Origin of the sequence: Curtobacterium sp. MWU13-2055, assembly GCF_023242305.1 — a bacterium.
Lineage (GTDB): Bacteria > Actinomycetota > Actinomycetes > Actinomycetales > Microbacteriaceae > Curtobacterium.
Genome location: NZ_JALLIO010000007.1, coordinates 24,920 through 40,761, shown reverse-complemented (window position 1 = coordinate 40,761; position 15,842 = coordinate 24,920). Strand labels below are relative to the sequence as shown.

Sequence of the window (15,842 nt, the reverse complement as noted above, 5' to 3'; positions counted from 1 at the left end):
CGTTGCGTCTGCCGTTGCCGCGCTCTGGTTGACTGGATCGCATGACTGACCTCAACAGCAAGCCCGAGTTCGACGCGCCCGAGGGCCCGGCCCCCACCGATCTCGTCATCACCGACATCGTCGAGGGCTCCGGCGAGGAAGCGTCCGCCGGCTCGACCGTCAAGGTGCACTACGCCGGCGTCGAGTACGAGACCGGCGAGGAGTTCGACAGCTCGTGGAACCGCGGTGAGCCCATCGACTTCCCGCTCGCAGCGCTCGTGCGCGGCTGGCAGGAGGGCATCCCCGGCATGAAGGTCGGCGGTCGCCGCAAGCTCGTCGTCCCGCCGGAGCTCGCCTACGGTCCCGCCGGTGGCGGCCACTTCCTGTCCGGCAAGACCCTGATCTTCGTGATCGACCTGCTCGGGGTGCGCTGATGCAGGTCGGTGCCCCGACCATCGAGCTGAACGACGGCCACCGGTTCCCGGAGCTCGGCCTCGGCACCTACGGCCTGAACGGCGACGAGGGTGCGGCCGCGGTCGGCACCGCGATCGCGAGCGGCTACCGGCTGCTCGACACCGCACTGAACTACGGCAACGAGGACGCCGTCGGCCGCGCCGTCCGCGAGTCCGACGTCGCGCGTGAGGACCTCGTCGTCACCTCGAAGCTCCCCGGCCGCCACCACGGCTACGACGAGGCGCACCGCTCGATCGACGAGACCCTGGGCAACCTCGGGCTCGACCACGTCGACCTGTACCTGATCCACTGGCCGAACCCGTCGGTGGACAAGTTCGTCGACACGTGGAAGGCGTTCGTCGACCTGCGCGACAGCGGCAAGGTCCGCTCGATCGGCGTCTCGAACTTCACCCCGGAGCACCTGCGCCGCATCATCGACGCCACCGGTGTCGCCCCGGCCGTGAACCAGGTCGAACTGCACCCGTACTTCCCGCAGGCAGAACTGCGGAAGGTGCACCAGGAGCTCGGCATCGTGACCGAGAGCTGGAGCCCGCTCGCCGTCCGGTCGGAGCTCCTCACCGAGCAGCCGATCACCGACGCCGCAGCGGCCCACGGTGTGACCCCCGGCCAGGTCGTGCTGCGGTGGCACGTCCAGCTCGGTGCCGTGCCGGTACCGAAGTCGGCCGACGCCACCCGGCAGCGAGAGAACCTCGACGTGTTCGGCTTCGAGCTGACCGACGCCGAGGTGCAGGCCATCTCCGCCCTCGAGCGCGGCCGGCTCTGGGACGCAGACCCGGACACGCACGAAGAGATGTGACCGACGACCCTTCGGGAACTGCGGGCCTCCAGCGGGCAGTACACTGGATTCCCCTCTTCCCGAAGGGTTGCGTGTGTCCGAACCGACCGAGATCGACCGCGAGCGCGGCTACGTGGACGGCCTCTTCCGCCGTCTCGACGAGCTGACCGCCGAGGCCGAGCAGCGTCTCGCCGAGACCCGTCGTCAGGCGGTCGGCGGGAACCACCAGAGCCGCAGCGAGCGCGACGCGTACGCCCGACTCTACGAAGACACCGTGGCGACGCTCGAGCGCGTGGGGGACCGTCTGGTCTTCGGCCGGCTCGAGGTCTCCGAGCCCGACAGCTCCGAGGACGCCTTCCGCTACATCGGCCGCGTGGGCCTGCGTGACGCCGACCACCGCCCACTCCTGCTCGACTGGCGTGTGCCCGGTGCCAGCGCGTTCTACCAGGCCACCGCGGCGCACCCGATGGGCATGCGCTCGCGTCGCCACCTGTCGCTCGAGGGCCGTCGGGTGGTCGGCGTCGAGGACGAGGTGTTCGACGCCTCGCTCTACGACGACGAGCGCACCCACCTGCAGGGCGAGGGAGCGCTGCTGGCCGCGGTGACCGCCGAGCGCACCGGCCGGATGACCGACATCGTCGCCACCATCCAGGGCGAGCAGGACCGGATCATCCGTTCCCCGCTCGAAGGCGTCCTGATCGTGCAGGGCGGCCCCGGCACCGGCAAGACCGCCGTGGCGCTGCACCGTGCCGCGTACCTGCTGTACTCGTACCGCGAGCGGCTGCGGGGCTCCGGCGTCCTGATGGTCGGCCCGTCGCCGGCGTTCCTGACCTACATCGAGCAGGTCCTGCCGTCGCTCGGTGAGACCGGCGTCGTGATGGCCTCGCTCGGTTCGCTCTACCCGGGGGTGCACGCGACGACGCACGACCCCCGCGACGTCGCCGCCGTGAAGGGCTCCGCGCAGACGGCCGCACTCCTGCGCCGCGCCGTGCGCTCCCGCCAGGTGGTGCCGACCGAGTCGGTGACGCTCGACGTCGAGGGTGAGCGGCTCGTCGTGACGCCGCAGCTCGTGGCCGACGCGATGAAGCGCGCCCAGGACCGCGGCAAGCCCCACAACGCCGCGCGCGTGACGTTCAACAAGCTCGCGCTCGACGCGATGACCCGGCTGCTCGCCGAACAGCTGCGCGAGCGCGGCACGACGGTGGACGAGGCCGACGAGAAGGTCCTGCGCGAGGACATCCGGAGCTCCTACGACGCCCGGGTGCTGCTCAACACCGCGTGGCTGCCGCTGCCGCCGGAGAAGTTCCTCGAGGACCTGTACGCCCGTCCGAACTGGCTCGCCTCGCTGACCCCGGACTGGACCCCGGAACGCCGTGCCCTTCTGCAGCGCGCACGCGGTGCTGCCTGGACGGTCGAGGACGTCCCCCTGCTCGACGAGGCCGCCGAACTGCTCGGCCCGTTCGACCCGACCGGCGGCGCCGCCAAGCGCGCGGCGAAGGCCAGCCGGAACCGTGACATCGAGAACGCGCGGCAGGCGATCGAGAACATGGGTGTCGAGGGCATCGTCACCGCCGAACAGGTCGCCGGCTCGTTCGCCGAGGGCGGCGACCCCCGCTCGACGGCGGAGCGCGCCGCCGACGACCGCGAGTGGACCTACGGGCACATCGTGGTCGACGAGGCGCAGGAGCTCTCGCCGATGCAGTGGCGCGTGCTCGCCCGCCGCAACCCGCTGCGCTCCTTCACGATCGTCGGCGACATGGCGCAGGGCTCCTCGCCCGGGGCCGCGCGCACCTGGGACGACGTGCTCGGCGCGCTCGCCCGCCGACGCCGTGGCCGGGCACCGCTCGTGCCGCTCGACCACCGCATCGAGCAGCTCACCGTGAACTACCGCACCCCGCGGTCGATCGTCGAGGCCGCCGGCGTCTTCGCCGACGGTGCCGGCCTGACCGTGACCCGCAACGAGGCCGTGCGCGACGGCGACCCCGTCGAGAGCGTCCGCGTCGCCCGCGCCGACCTGCTCGACACGGTCGTGTCGGTCGCCGACGCCGAACGGTCGCGGATCGGTGCCGGCACCATCGGCGTGATCGTCCCGGAGTCCGAGGTCGACGCCGTCCGGCAGCGGCTCCGGCGCACCGAGGCCGACGTGCGCGGGCTCGCCTCGCCGCACGCCGGGTCGCTCACGGTGCTGACGGGCGCGGACGCCAAGGGCCTCGAGTTCGACGGCGTGCTGCTCGTCGACCCCGACCGGGTCGGTGCCGACGCTGCGCGCCCGGCGGCCGCGGTCTACGTCGCGATGACCCGTCCGACGCGGCGCCTGACGGTCATCGACGTCGACTGAGGGGTCGCGTTCGCGCATCGCGCGCGGCCACTTCGTGAGCAGAAATGGTCGAGTTCGCCGCGCGGAGGCGACCATTCGTGCTCACGATCCGCGGTGGTACGGCCGGCGCGGTGCGGACGGGAGGCCCGTGGCGGCTCCGGCACGGGCCTGCCGTCTCAGGACTGGTCGCCTGCAGAGCGGACGCGCGCGACGAGGTCGGCCCACGCGCCGTCGAGGCGGCGTCCAGGGATCGTCACGGTCGTGCGCTCGACGGTGATCGTCCACGTGAAGTCGTCGGGGACCGGCGGCTCGGCCGTCGCCGTCGCGGGGGTCCGGGGGAGCGCGTCGACGACCTCGGACCACGCCGCGGGGTCGGCGCTCGTGTCGGTGTCGACCCGCCAGTGCCGCGTGGTACCGGCGAAGCCCCCGGAACGACGGACCTCGATGCGCATGCTCCCGACCGTACGCCGGTGCGTGGCGCTCGATCGTCTCAGACGAGGACGCCCACCGTCCGCCAGGCGTCCTGCACCGCGGTGTGCTCCGCGGAACCGGCGCCGAACCGGGACCCAGCGGCGTCGATCGTCACGGCGGCGAAGCCAGCGAAGTCGATCGAGGCGGTGACGGCGTCCGAGGTCAGGGCGTCCCACCACACGGCACCGGCGCCCTGCCAGGCGTACCCGCCGATCGCGGTCGCCGCCAGGAAGAACGCGTGGTTCGGGATGCCGGAGTTCGTGTGCACCCCACCGGCGTCGTCGGTCGTCACGACGAAGTCGGCCATCGTCGCGGGCTGCGGGTCCTTGCCGAGCACCGGGTCGTCGTAGGCGGTACCCGGGGCCCGCATCGAGCGCAGAGCGTCACCGTGCACGGCATCGGTGAAGAGCCCCTGGCCGATGAGCCAGCTCGCCTGCTCGGCGGTCTGCCCGGCCGCGTACTGCGCGACGAGTGAGCCGAACACGTCGCTGATCGACTCGTTGAGCGCCCCGGACTGCCCCTGGTAGGTCAGGTCGGCGGTGTACTGCGTGACGCCGTGCGCCAGTTCGTGCCCGATGACGTCGAGCGCGATGGTGAAGCGCCGGAAGACCTCGTCGTCGCCGTCGCCGAACACCATCCGGCTGCCGTCCCAGTAGGCGTTGTCGTAGTCCTGCCCGAAGTGGACCGTGGCGTCGAGGGGGAGTCCGGCACCGTCGATCGACACCCGGCCGAAGACGTCGAGCCAGAAGGCGTGGGTCGCACCCAGGCCCGCGTACGCCTCGTCGACGGCCGCGTCGCCGGTGTCGGGGGCGCCCTCGCTCCGGACCACCGTGCCGGGCAGGGTCGTCGTGCCGCGGGCGTCGGCGATCGTGCGCTGGGGCGACCGGTCGACCGTGCCGCTGACACGGCGCGGGGCGACCAGGTGCTGGTGCTTCGGGCTCTGCACGAGCTCGAGCGACGCCAGTGCGGTGCGCGCGGCAGACGCCGCCCGGGGGAACTCGGCCGCCTGGGCCACGGCGTGGAGCAGGTAGGGCGGGACGACGGAGCGCCGGCTGTCGGTCGGGGTCATGCGCTCATGCAACCACCGGGCACCGACACCCCGGCACCGGCTCAGTCGCGCTTGCGGTTCTCGACCAGGCCGAGCGCGTAGGACTCCCACCACTGCCCGGCGGCCGGTCCACCGTTGCACGTGCCGTCGCTGAGCCCAGGGGTCTTGACCCAGAGCAGGGCGTCGAGCCGGCTCGATCCGCCGGTGACGTGCGGCGCCTGGCCGAGACCCGCACCCTCGGGATTGCACCACGTCCCGCGCCAGCCCTGACCGTTCCGGGAGACGTCGATGACGAAGTGCGGATCCCCACCGATCGCGTCGGCGAGTTCGTCGGCGTAGGCGCCTTCCTGGTCGACGCGGTAGAAGTTCGACACGTTCGTGAAGAAGCCCTGCACCTCGTCGACGCCCGCCTGCCGCAGCCAGTCGGCCATCGTCGCGGTCGGGACACGGTTCTCGTTGCCGCCGTCGAGGTACACCGTCAGTCCGTGCCCGGTCAGGGCGTCCACGGCCTCGCGGAGCAGGGGGAGTCGGGAGTCGCGGAGGCGCTCGCAGTTCTGGATCTGTGCGATCGCGTCCGGTTCGACGAGCACGACGGCCTTCGAGCCGGCCATCGCGCGGACGGCGGAGCGGACCCACGGCAGGTACGCGTCGTCGGTGGTGCCGCCCTTCGAGTAGCTGCCGCAGTCGCGGTCCGGCACGGTGTACAGCACGAACACCGGGGTGGCCTGCTGCTGCTCGGCGTTCCGGACGACGGTGCGGATCGTCGTGCGCGTCTCGGACCGCGAGGTGTTCGTGAGCCAGGTCGCGATCGGCTGGTCGGCGATACGGGCGATCTGCGCCGCGGTGTCGTCGTGTCCGGCGGCGCGGGCCTGGCGCTCGCGGATGCCCGGCTGGTTCACGTCCGACGGCTGGTGCGCGAGGCCGCCGGGGAACGCCTGCTCCGCGGTCTTCCGCGTCACGACGTCCCGTCCGCTCTTCGGCGGGTCGGCATCCGGGCCGCCGCCGTGCGGCACGACGACCACGAGCGCCGTCACGACCGCCGCGACACCGACGACCGCGGCCGCGATCCACAGCCACTGACGTCGCGCGGACGCACGCTTCCCCTGGTGCTCCGGCATCCGGCGGTCCTCCCTGTTCGCACCCATGCTGACAGGTGCGGGGGAGTCCTGACCAGGACACCGGGGTGTTCGTTCAGGTCGGCCGACGGCTTCTGCCAGGAGCGCTCCAGCGACCCCGCAGGACGGTGTTGCAGAATACCGGGATGTTCCGTCGACTCCTCCTCCTCGCCGTGACCGCGGCGTACGCCTGGGTGATCTGGCGGATGACGCTGACCCCGCAGGTCTTCACCTCGGCACAGAACTCGTTCGTGCTGCACGCGATCGCCTGGGTGCAGCAGCTGCCGCACGGCACCTGGTTCACGTACGAGCGCACCGAGTTCCTGGCCAACATCGCGATGTTCGTGCCCGTCGGCATGCTCGCCGCACTCTGGCTGCCGCGGCGCTGGTGGATCCTCGGGGCCCTGGTCGCGGTCGCCCTGTCGACCGGCATCGAGTTCGCGCAGGCCACCTACCTGCCCTACCGCGTCGCCGACCCCCGCGACGTGCTGTCGAACGGCCTCGGCGGACTGCTCGGCGCGACGCTCGTCGGACTCGTCCGCAGTCTGCTGCCGGCGCCCCGTCGTCGTCGCCTGCGCGCCAGGACCGCCTAGGACTCTGGTAGTCTTGCGCGGTTGCCGTCGAACGGCCGCGGACAAAGAGCGCTCGTGCATCAGGCACGGGCACCGCGCAACGGACTGAAAGGGGATCTACGCATGGCACTTGACGCGAAGGTCAAGCAGGAGATCATCGAAGAGTACGCGACCCACCCGGGCGACACCGGTTCCCCCGAGGTCCAGGTCGCCGTTCTGACGCGTCGTATCAACGACCTGAACGAGCACCTCAAGGAGCACAAGCACGACCACCACTCGCGTCGTGGTCTGCTGCTCATGGTCGGTCAGCGTCGCCGTCTCCTCGGGTACCTCTCCGACGTCGACATCGCCCGCTACCGTGCGCTCATCGAGCGCCTCGGCCTGCGCCGCTAGTCGACGCCTCACGGCTTGACTGAACGCCCCGGTCCTCCTCGCGAGGACCGGGGCGTTCTCCGTTTCCGGGAATGGTTGCGCGCGGCGCACGGTTCGGTACGATGTTCATGCAAACGCATCGAAAGTCGGGAACCACCATGACCACCATCGCCGTCGTCTCCGCCGGACTCTCCGAGCCCAGCTCCACCCGCCTGCTCGCCGACCGCCTGGGCGAGGCCGCCGTCGCCGCGCTCGTCGCCGAGGGCACGCCCGCGCACGTCCTGCACGTCGAGCTCCGTCCGCTCGCACACGAGATCACCGACGCGATGCTCACCGGCTTCGCGGCGCCCGCGCTGTCCGCCGCCATGGCGGCAGTGGTCGAGGCCGACGCCGTCGTCTTCGTCACGCCGATCTTCACGGCCGGCGTGAGCGGTCTCGCGAAGTCGTTCCTCGACGTCCTCGACAAGGACGCGCTCGCCGACCTGCCCGTCCTGCTCGGCGCCACGGGCGGGACCTCGCGGCACTCGCTCGCCATCGACCACGCCCTGCGTCCGGTCTTCGCGTACCTCCGCGCAGCGGTGGTGCCGACCGGCGTGTTCGCCGCGACCGACGACTGGGGGAGCGACGGCGACGCCGCGGCCCTGGACGGACGCATCCGCCGGGCCGGAGCGGACCTGGCCTGGGCGATCCGGGCCTCCCGGCGGGCCCCGCAGGAAGCCGACGCGCTCCCCGCGACCGCGGACTTCGCGAGCCTGCTCGGTGGCCTCGGGCACTGACCCGGACCACTGACCCCGCGGCGCGCTCTTAGGCGGACCACAGGGTTCATGGGGTCGGAGTGCGGCCGGCTGGCGGCTCGCTCATCGGTGGGCTCGGGAACCTCGTCATGACGACGAGGAGGACCGATGGACACCAGAGGCAACGGCAAGCGATCCGCGCGGGTCACGAGTGCGCTCGTGAGCCTGGGCGGACTCGCGGTCGCAACGGTCACGGGTGCCGGGCTGTGGTTCGGGCACGAGCAGGCCAGCACGACGACGACCGACACGTCCACGAGCACCTCGACGGATTCCGGTTCGGGTACCGGGACGTCGAGCGACGCCACCACCGACTCCGGGTCCTCGTCCTCCTCGTCGTCGAACGACACGTCGACCGACACGTCGACCGACACGTCGACCGACTCGTCGACCGACAGCGGCACGAGCAGCAGCGACACCGGCGTCTCGCAGGGCACCACCGGTGGGTCGTCCGACACGACGACGACGGGATCGTGACCGTGCGCGCCGCCGCAGAGTGGGACCTCTGGACCACCACCGCCCGGGTCGTCCTCGACCACCGCGACCGCCGCCACCTCGCCGCCGCGGAGTCCTGCGCCCGCGAGGTCACGGCCGCCGTCGACGCCGCGTGCAGCCGGTTCCGCGACGACTCCGAGCTCCTGTCCCGCGCCGACGACCTCGTGCGCGGCACCGAGGTCTCGCCGTTGCTGGCGACGCTCGTGCACCAGGCCGTCGACGCCGCACGGCTGTCCGACGGGGACGTCGACCCGACGCTCGGCCGACGGATGGTGTCCCTCGGGTACGACGCCGCGTTCGCCGACGCGCTACCGGTCCCGTCACCCGACGCCGTGGCCCGATCGCTCGACGACCGCCCGGCGTGGCAGCGGATCCTGCTGTCCGGCACGTTCCTGCGGGTCCCCGAGGGCGTCACGCTCGACCTCGGTGCCACGGCGAAGGCCGCCGCCGCGGACATGGCGGCCGCGAGCATCACCGCGCGGCTCGGCGTCGGTGCCCTCGTGTCGCTCGGCGGGGACGTCGCCACGGCCGGCCCGGACCCCTCCGGTGGCTGGCAGGTGCGCGTGCAGGACCTGGCGGACGACCCCGTCGACCACGTCCGCATCGCCTCCGGGTGGTCCGTCGCGACCTCGAGTACGCAGAAGCGCCGCTGGGAGCAGGACGGGACCGCGCGGCACCACATCCTCGATCCCCGGTGGGGCCTGCCCGCCGACCCGGTGTGGCGGTCGGTGACGGTCGTCGCCCCCTCGTGCACCACCGCCAACACGATGACCACCGCCGCGGTCGTCCGGGGGCACGGCGCCGTGGAGTGGCTCCGGCAGAGCGGTCGTGCGGCCCGGCTCGTCGCGGCCGACGGCTCGGTGCTGCGGCTCGGCGGCTGGCCGGAGGACCAGGCTGCCGACGGTGCCGTCACTGACACCTTGGACGGGGCGGACGCCGCCTGATGGACACCGCGCTCTGGGTGGTCGGCCGCGGCACGGGCGTCGCCGCCGTCGTGCTCCTGACCCTGACGGTCCTGCTCGGCATCGTGACCCGCGGCGGCCGACCGCTCCCCGGCCTTCCGCGGTTCGGCGTGCAGCTCGTGCACCGGGACGTCGCCCTCGCATCCACCGTGTTCGTGGCCGTGCACGTGGTGACGCTGCTGCTCGACACCGAGGCCGAACTGCGCCTGCTGGACGCCGTCGTGCCGTTCGTCGGTGCGTACCGCTGGTTCTGGCTCGGGCTCGGCACCCTGGCGGTCGACCTGCTCGTGGTGCTCGTCGTCACGGGGATGCTCCGCCGGGTGATCGGTCCGCGGGTGTTCCGCGCCGTGCACTGGGCCGCCTACGCCATGTGGCCGATCGCGATGGCGCACGCGATCGGCACCGGGACCGACGGCACGTCCGCCTGGTTCCTGGTGGTCGCCGGGGTCTGCGCCGCCGCCGTCCTCGGCGCCGTGGCCTGGCGCTGCACGGCCGGCGTCACCGCGTTCCGTCCGACCCCGAAGGAGGCCCTCCGATGACCCTGACCCACCCGCTCACCGTGTCGCCACCGACCGGCACGCAGCGACTCCTCGCCGCCCCCGGCCCAGGCCTCGACGCCCACCACCGCACGCACGGGACGCTCCCGCGCGTGGGGCCCGGGATCATCGACGAGATCGGCCTCGCCGGGGTCGACGGCCGTGGCGGAGCCGGGTTCCCGCTCGCCCGCAAGCTCGACGCCGTGGCGGGCCGGACCCGGCGCGGCAGCCGTGGTGCCCCGATCGTCATCGCCAACGGCGCCGAGGGGGAGCCCGCCAGCCGGAAGGACGCCGTCCTGCTCGAACGCGCACCGCACCTGGTGCTCGACGGCATCGTGGTCGCGGCGCTCGCGATCGGTGCGAACGAGGCCGTGGTCGCCACGAGTGCGCGGCTCGCCGACCGGGTCCGGCAGGCACTCGCTGAACGCACCGACGGCCGGCGTGGCAGCGGCACCGACCCGGTCGCCATCGAGGTCCGAGCTCTGCCCCACACCAGCTTCGTCGCCGGGCAGGCCACGGCGCTCGCCTCGGCCGTCGCCGGAGGACGCGGCCTTCCAGGGGACCGTGTCGTGCGGCTCGCCGACCGTGGACCGAGCGGTCGCCCGACCCTCGTGTCGAACGTCGAGACCCTCGCCCAGGCGGCACTCGTCGCACGGTACGGGGCGGCGTGGGCGCGGAGCGTCGGCAGCGCGAGTGCTCCCGGCACCCGACTCGTGACGGTCAGCGACGTGACCGACCCGGGTGGTGCCGTGGTGCTGGAGACCGACGGGGGTGCGCCGCTCGGGCAGCTGCTGGGGGCCTCCCGGCTGTCGGCGGCCGACCCGCGACGGACGCGAGCCGTCCTGCTCGGCGGGTGGGGCGGCACCTGGGTGCCGGCCGCAGCGCTCGACGCGCCCTTCGACGTTGACGGGCTCGCACCGTGGGGTGCGGCGCCCGGGGCGGGCGTGCTGGCCGTGCTCGACGACCGCACCTGCCCGGTCGGGGTGACGGCAGGCCTCGCCGCGGCACTCGCCGGGGCGTCCGCCGGCCGCTGCGGGCCGTGCGTGAACGGGTTGCCGCGGATCGCCGACGTGGTCGCCGACCTGGCCTCCGGGCGTCGGGCGGGCGACCTGGCCGGCGAGGTCCGGCGGATCGCTGCCCTGGTCGACGGACGCGGGGCCTGCCACCACCCGGACGGCGTCGCGCGGATGGTGCGGAGCGCCCTCGACGTGTTCCACGACGACGTGCAGGCGCACCTGCGGGGCGCGTGTCTGGTCGGGGGACGACGGTGAGCGGCGCACCGGGCGGTGCAACCGCAGCCGGTCCCGTCGTGCTGCACGTCGACTGGACCCGCTGCCGGGGACGCGGCCTGTGCACCGAACTCTTCGCCGAGCGGCTGGCGCGCGACGAGTGGGGCTACCCGATCGCACGGGACGGCGGCGGCACCCGCGACGTGCCGGTGCGGCCGGACGAACGCGCCGCCGCTGCGGACGCGGTGGCGATGTGCCCGCTGCAGGCACTGCGAATGGTGGAGCAGTGAGCGGTCGTGCTCAGTACCAGTGCGGGTTGACGCTCATCTCGTGGCCCCACGCACCGCACGGCGACCCGTAGGCGCTCTTGATGTAGGCGAGTCCCCAGTTGATCTGCGTGTTCGCGTTCGTCCGCCAGTCCGCCCCCGCCGCCGACATCTTGTCAGCGGGCAGGGACTGCGGGATGCCGTAGGCGCCGCTCGAGGCGTTCAGCGCGTTCGCCCGCCAGCCGGACTCCTGCGTCCACAGCGACACCAGGCAGGAGAACTGGTCGTCGCCCCACCCGTACGAGCCCAGGGCGCTCCGCGCGTAGGCCTGCGCGGCCGCGGGGTCCACGACGACACCGCCGGTGCTCGGGTAGCTCGTGCCCCCGCCGCCACCGGCGCTGGTGCTCCCGCCGCTACCGGTGTCGGCGCTCGCCGAGGCTGCTGCCGCCGCCTGTGCCGCGGCGGCCGCCGCACGCTTGCGCTGCTGTTCGGCCTTCTGCGCCGCGACCTTCTGCCCGAGCTCGTACCCGGCGGCCTGCTTCGCGGTGGTGTCCCGGAGCGACGCGAGCTGCGCGTACAGCTCGTCGCTGTGCTGCTCGGTCGACTCGACCGCGGCGTTCGCCACGGCCTCGGCGGACTTCGCCGCCGCGGACCGTTCCTCGGCCGCCTGCGCACGCGTCGCGCGTTCGGTCTCGGCCCGTTCGGCCTGTTCGTGCAGTGACGATGCCGTTCCGGCCGCGACGGACGCCTCGTCCATCACGCCGGACCACGTGGACGACAGCTGGTCGAGCGCGCCCAGCTGGTAGAGCAGCTGGTCGGGGTTCCCCGCGGTCGCGATCCGGGTGGTCATCTGGTTCGTGCTGCCGTCGCGGTACAGGTTCGCCGCCAGCTGCCCGGCGCGTGTCTGCGCACGCTCGGCCGTCTCGGACGCGCGGTGCGCCTGGGCCTGGAGGCTCGTGGCGGCCTGGGTGGCCTCCGCCAGCTCCGCCTCGGCCGCGTCCGCCTTCGACGAGGCCGTCAGCGCGGCCTGCGACTTCACTGCCGCCTCGTCCTGCGCCGACTGCAGCGCGGCCTGCACCTTGGTGACCTCGGCGCGCTTGGCGGTCTCGTTCCCCTTGGCCTGCTGCACGTCCTGCCAGGTCGGGTACTCCGTCGCGGACGCCGGGACAGCGGTGAGGACCGGGGCGACGAGCGCGCCGACGACCACGGCGGCCGCGACGAGCACGCCCCGCGAGGGGGTGAGACGCATGGCAGCAGGTTACCGAGGCTCGCCCGGCCGTCAGCGAGCCGCGCCGCCGATTCCCTGTGGACTGGTAAAGTCCATCGTGTCCGAGGACCGTTTCCCCGGATGTTCGACACAACACTGCGCAGGCCGGGCACGGAGCTGGTCATCGGTGGTGGCTCGCGGGCCGGAACGGTTTCCCGAGTGCTTCTACTGCTGGCCAGACATGCGTCCGGAACGATCGGCGCGCACGCACCATCGAGTGCCGTCGCCACGGCCTGCCGAACACACATCAAGGAGGCACCCTTTTGGAGGGTCCCGAGATCAAGTTCGCCGAAGCCGTCATCGACAACGGCAAGTACGGCAAGCGCACCGTCCGGTTCGAGACCGGTCGGCTCGCACAGCAGGCGCAGGGCGCGGTCGCCGCGTACCTCGACGAGGAAACGATGCTCCTCTCGGCCACCAGCGCCGGCAAGCACCCGCGTGAAGGATTCGACTTCTTCCCGCTGACCGTCGACGTCGAGGAGCGCTCCTACGCCGCCGGCAAGATCCCCGGTTCGTTCTTCCGCCGCGAAGGCCGCCCGTCGACCGAGGCCATCCTGGTCTGCCGACTCATCGACCGGCCGCTGCGCCCGTCGTTCGTCGACGGCCTGCGCAACGAGGTCCAGATCGTCATCACCGTCCTGAGCATCGCTCCGGACGAGTTCTACGACGCGCTGGCCATCAACGCCGCGTCCGCGTCGACGCAGATCTCCGGTCTGCCGTTCTCCGGCCCGATCGCCGGTGTGCGCCTCGCGCTGATCGGCGAACAGTGGGTCGCGTTCCCGAAGGCATCGCAGCTCGCCGACGCCGTCTTCGACCTCACGGTCGCCGGCCGTGTCGTCACCGACGAGGCGGGCAACGAGGACGTCGCCATCATGATGGTCGAAGCCGAGGCCACCGAGCACAGCTGGGAGCTCATCCAGGGCGGCGCCACCAAGCCCGACGAGGCCGTCGTCGCGCAGGGTCTCGAGGCGGCCAAGCCGTTCCTCAAGTCCCTCGTCGACGCCCAGGCGAAGCTCGCCGCGCAGTCCGCCAAGGAGATCCAGGACTACCCGGTCTTCCCGCCGTACGCGCCCGAGGTCTACTCGGCCGTCGAGGCCATCGCGCTCTCCGAGCTCGGTGACGTCTACAAGATCGCCGCCAAGACCGAGCGCCAGGACGCCGACGACGCACTCAAGTCACGCGTCAAGGAGGCCATCGCGGCGAAGGTGTCGGCGGGCGAACTGCCCGACGTCGCCAACTCGCAGGTCAGCGCCGCGTACAAGTCGGTCACGAAGAAGGTCGTCCGCGGCCGCATCCTGACCGAGCAGGTCCGCATGGACGGTCGCGGCCTCGCCGACATCCGTCCGCTCGACGCCGAGGTCGCCGTGATCCCGCGCGTCCACGGTTCGGCGATCTTCCAGCGCGGCGAGACGCAGATCCTCGGCGTCACCACGCTGAACATGCTCAAGATGGAGCAGCAGATCGACTCGCTGTCGCCCGTCACGAAGAAGCGCTACCTGCACCACTACAACTTCCCGCCCTACTCGACCGGTGAGACCGGCCGTGTGGGTTCGCCGAAGCGTCGCGAGATCGGGCACGGCTTCCTCGCCGAGCGCGCCCTCGTGCCGGTGCTGCCGACGCGTGAAGAGTTCCCGTACGCCATCCGTCAGGTCTCCGAGGCGCTCAGCTCCAACGGCTCGACCTCGATGGGTTCCGTCTGCGCCTCGACCCTCTCGCTGCTCAACGCCGGTGTGCCCCTCAAGGCCCCGGTCGCCGGCATCGCGATGGGCCTGGTGTCCGACACCGTCGACGGTCAGACCCGCTACGCGGCGCTGACCGACATCCTCGGTGCGGAAGACGCACTCGGCGACATGGACTTCAAGGTCGCCGGTACCTCGGAGTTCGTCACCGCGATCCAGCTCGACACCAAGCTCGACGGCATCCCGTCGACGGTGCTCGACGCGGCGCTGAAGCAGGCCAAGGAGGCCCGCTCGGCCATCCTCGGTGTGCTGAACGAGGCGATCGACGCCCCCGACGAGATGGCGGACACCGCTCCTCGCGTCATCTCGGTGCAGATCCCCGTCGACAAGATCGGCGAGCTGATCGGCCCGAAGGGCAAGACGATCAACGGCATCCAGGACGAGACCGGTGCCGACATCTCGATCGAGGACAACGGCACCGTCTACATCGGTGCCGTCGACGGACCGTCGGCCGAGGCCGCTCGTGCGTCGGTCAACGCGATCGCCAACCCGACCAACCCGGAGATCGGGGACCAGTTCCTCGGCACCGTCGTGAAGATCGCCACGTTCGGCGCCTTCGTGTCGCTGCTCCCGGGCCGTGACGGTCTGCTCCACGTCTCCGAGGTGCGCAAGCTCGCCGGTGGCAAGCGTGTGGAGAACGTCGAGGACGTCCTGGGCGTCGGCCAGAAGGTCCTGGTCGAGGTCACCAAGGTGGACGACCGCGGCAAGCTGTCGCTCGCGCCGGTCGTCGCCGAGGAGTCGGACACCGACTCCAGCGGTGCCCGCGAGGAGTCGACGGACGCCACCGTCTGATCCACCCCTGGCACACGAACGGCCGTCGTCCCTTCCGGGGCGGCGGCCGTTCGTCGTTGCTGGGTCGTCCTACGTGGCGGGGGTCTCCTGCGTGCCGACGAGCTGCGCGCGACCGAGCAGGTGCTCGCGCAGCACGAACCCGACGACCGCGGGGGTCGCGTCGGCCGGCGCCTCGAGCAGCGGCACGTCGAGGGCGCTCAGCGTGAAGAAGTAGCGGTGCACGCCGTGGCCCGCGGGCGGAGCGGCGCCGAGGAACGTGTCGGTGCCGAACTCGTTGCGGCGGCGCAGGGCTTCGGCCGGCAGCAGGGCGTCGTCGGTACCGGCGCCGGCGGGCAGCGAGGTCGCCGAGCCCGGGATGTCGGTCAGGCTCCAGTGCCAGAAGCCCGAACCGGTCGGGGCGTCGGGGTCGTACACGGTGAGCACGAAGCTCTTCGTGCCCTCGGGAGCGCCGGACCACTCGAGTGCGGGAGAGCGGTCCTCGCCTCCCGCGTCGGTGCCGCGCGCCGAGGTCGGCAGCTCGCCGCCGTCGGTGAAGTCGGGGCTGGTCAGGGTGAACGAGGGGACCTCGGGGAGGTTCCAGTTGGGGTCGTTGGCCATGCGCCCAGCCAACACCCACCGCCTCGGCGGCCGCCCGACGCGGCG

Annotated in this window: 17 protein-coding genes; 12 read left to right on the top strand and 5 right to left on the bottom strand. The window is 72.4% G+C overall.

All coding sequences use genetic code 11. The features are described from left to right. Positions 1-41: 41 nt before the first annotated feature. The 3 genes from M4960_RS14175 (at position 42) to M4960_RS14165 (ending at position 3,566) form a co-directional block, all read left to right on the top strand. A complete protein-coding gene (locus tag M4960_RS14175) occupies positions 42-413 on the top strand; it encodes an FKBP-type peptidyl-prolyl cis-trans isomerase (protein WP_123293932.1) in 372 nt (123 codons plus the stop codon). Then, positions 413-1,249 carry an aldo/keto reductase gene (locus tag M4960_RS14170; RefSeq protein ID WP_248704569.1) on the top strand — a complete coding sequence of 279 codons (837 nt, stop codon included), beginning with the start codon at positions 413-415 and terminating at the stop codon, positions 1,247-1,249. The genes M4960_RS14175 and M4960_RS14170 overlap by 1 nt, the downstream gene beginning before the upstream one ends. Positions 1,250-1,322: 73 nt before the next feature. After that, on the top strand, positions 1,323-3,566 hold the full coding sequence (locus M4960_RS14165) for an AAA family ATPase (RefSeq protein ID WP_248704568.1): 2,244 nt from the start codon (positions 1,323-1,325) through the stop codon (positions 3,564-3,566). 155 nt (positions 3,567-3,721) lie between these two features. On the opposite strand, the gene M4960_RS14160 is transcribed toward M4960_RS14165, so the two are convergent. Genes M4960_RS14160 through M4960_RS14150 form a run of 3 tightly spaced genes read right to left on the bottom strand, consistent with a single transcriptional unit; the run spans position 3,722 to position 6,182 of the window. Then, entirely contained in the window at positions 3,722-3,997 is a 276-nt protein-coding gene (locus tag M4960_RS14160; protein ID WP_248704567.1) for a protealysin inhibitor emfourin, read from the bottom strand. Between the two features lie 38 nt (positions 3,998-4,035). After that, complete coding sequence (locus tag M4960_RS14155; protein WP_248704566.1) at positions 4,036-5,085, bottom strand: M4 family metallopeptidase; 1,050 nt, start codon at positions 5,083-5,085, stop codon at positions 4,036-4,038. A gap of 41 nt (positions 5,086-5,126) precedes the next feature. Then, the gene (locus M4960_RS14150; RefSeq protein WP_248704565.1) at positions 5,127-6,182 is read right to left on the bottom strand and encodes a glycoside hydrolase family 6 protein; all 1,056 of its coding nucleotides are present in this window, start codon (positions 6,180-6,182) and stop codon (positions 5,127-5,129) included. 143 nt (positions 6,183-6,325) lie between these two features. On the opposite strand from M4960_RS14150, the gene M4960_RS14145 reads away from it, so the two are divergent. The 8 genes from M4960_RS14145 to M4960_RS14110 all read left to right on the top strand — a co-directional run bounded on the left by M4960_RS14145 (position 6,326) and on the right by M4960_RS14110 (position 11,426). Beyond that, entirely contained in the window at positions 6,326-6,772 is a 447-nt protein-coding gene (locus tag M4960_RS14145; protein WP_123293926.1) for a VanZ family protein, read from the top strand. A gap of 102 nt (positions 6,773-6,874) precedes the next feature. Beyond that, positions 6,875-7,144 carry a 30S ribosomal protein S15 gene (gene rpsO, locus M4960_RS14140; RefSeq protein WP_070416523.1) on the top strand — a complete coding sequence of 90 codons (270 nt, stop codon included), beginning with the start codon at positions 6,875-6,877 and terminating at the stop codon, positions 7,142-7,144. 137 nt (positions 7,145-7,281) lie between these two features. Continuing rightward, a complete protein-coding gene (locus M4960_RS14135) occupies positions 7,282-7,899 on the top strand; it encodes a CE1759 family FMN reductase (protein ID WP_123938818.1) in 618 nt (205 codons plus the stop codon). Between the two features lie 126 nt (positions 7,900-8,025). Next, the gene (locus M4960_RS14130) at positions 8,026-8,391 is read left to right on the top strand and encodes a hypothetical protein (RefSeq protein WP_248704564.1); all 366 of its coding nucleotides are present in this window, start codon (positions 8,026-8,028) and stop codon (positions 8,389-8,391) included. Positions 8,392-8,393: 2 nt separating this feature from the next. Then, a complete protein-coding gene (locus tag M4960_RS14125; protein ID WP_248704563.1) occupies positions 8,394-9,353 on the top strand; it encodes an FAD:protein FMN transferase in 960 nt (319 codons plus the stop codon). Beyond that, positions 9,353-9,910 carry a ferric reductase-like transmembrane domain-containing protein gene (locus M4960_RS14120; protein WP_248704562.1) on the top strand — a complete coding sequence of 186 codons (558 nt, stop codon included), beginning with the start codon at positions 9,353-9,355 and terminating at the stop codon, positions 9,908-9,910. The genes M4960_RS14125 and M4960_RS14120 overlap by 1 nt, the downstream gene beginning before the upstream one ends. Then, positions 9,907-11,178: an NADH-ubiquinone oxidoreductase-F iron-sulfur binding region domain-containing protein gene (locus M4960_RS14115; protein WP_248704561.1), complete on the top strand. Its 1,272-nt coding sequence runs from the start codon at positions 9,907-9,909 to the stop codon at positions 11,176-11,178. The genes M4960_RS14120 and M4960_RS14115 overlap by 4 nt, the downstream gene beginning before the upstream one ends. Positions 11,179-11,216: 38 nt before the next feature. After that, on the top strand, positions 11,217-11,426 hold the full coding sequence (locus M4960_RS14110; RefSeq protein WP_248704560.1) for a ferredoxin: 210 nt from the start codon (positions 11,217-11,219) through the stop codon (positions 11,424-11,426). 10 nt (positions 11,427-11,436) lie between these two features. On the opposite strand, the gene M4960_RS14105 is transcribed toward M4960_RS14110, so the two are convergent. Next, positions 11,437-12,651: a lytic transglycosylase domain-containing protein gene (locus M4960_RS14105; protein WP_123293921.1), complete on the bottom strand. Its 1,215-nt coding sequence runs from the start codon at positions 12,649-12,651 to the stop codon at positions 11,437-11,439. A 281-nt stretch (positions 12,652-12,932) separates the two neighbouring features. On the opposite strand from M4960_RS14105, the gene M4960_RS14100 reads away from it, so the two are divergent. Continuing rightward, the gene (locus M4960_RS14100) at positions 12,933-15,200 is read left to right on the top strand and encodes a polyribonucleotide nucleotidyltransferase (protein ID WP_123293920.1); all 2,268 of its coding nucleotides are present in this window, start codon (positions 12,933-12,935) and stop codon (positions 15,198-15,200) included. Between the two features lie 69 nt (positions 15,201-15,269). Here the strand turns inward: M4960_RS14100 and M4960_RS14095 are convergent, their stop codons facing one another. Beyond that, positions 15,270-15,797 carry a YbhB/YbcL family Raf kinase inhibitor-like protein gene (locus M4960_RS14095; RefSeq protein ID WP_248704559.1) on the bottom strand — a complete coding sequence of 176 codons (528 nt, stop codon included), beginning with the start codon at positions 15,795-15,797 and terminating at the stop codon, positions 15,270-15,272. Between the last annotated feature and the right edge of the window lie 45 nt (positions 15,798-15,842).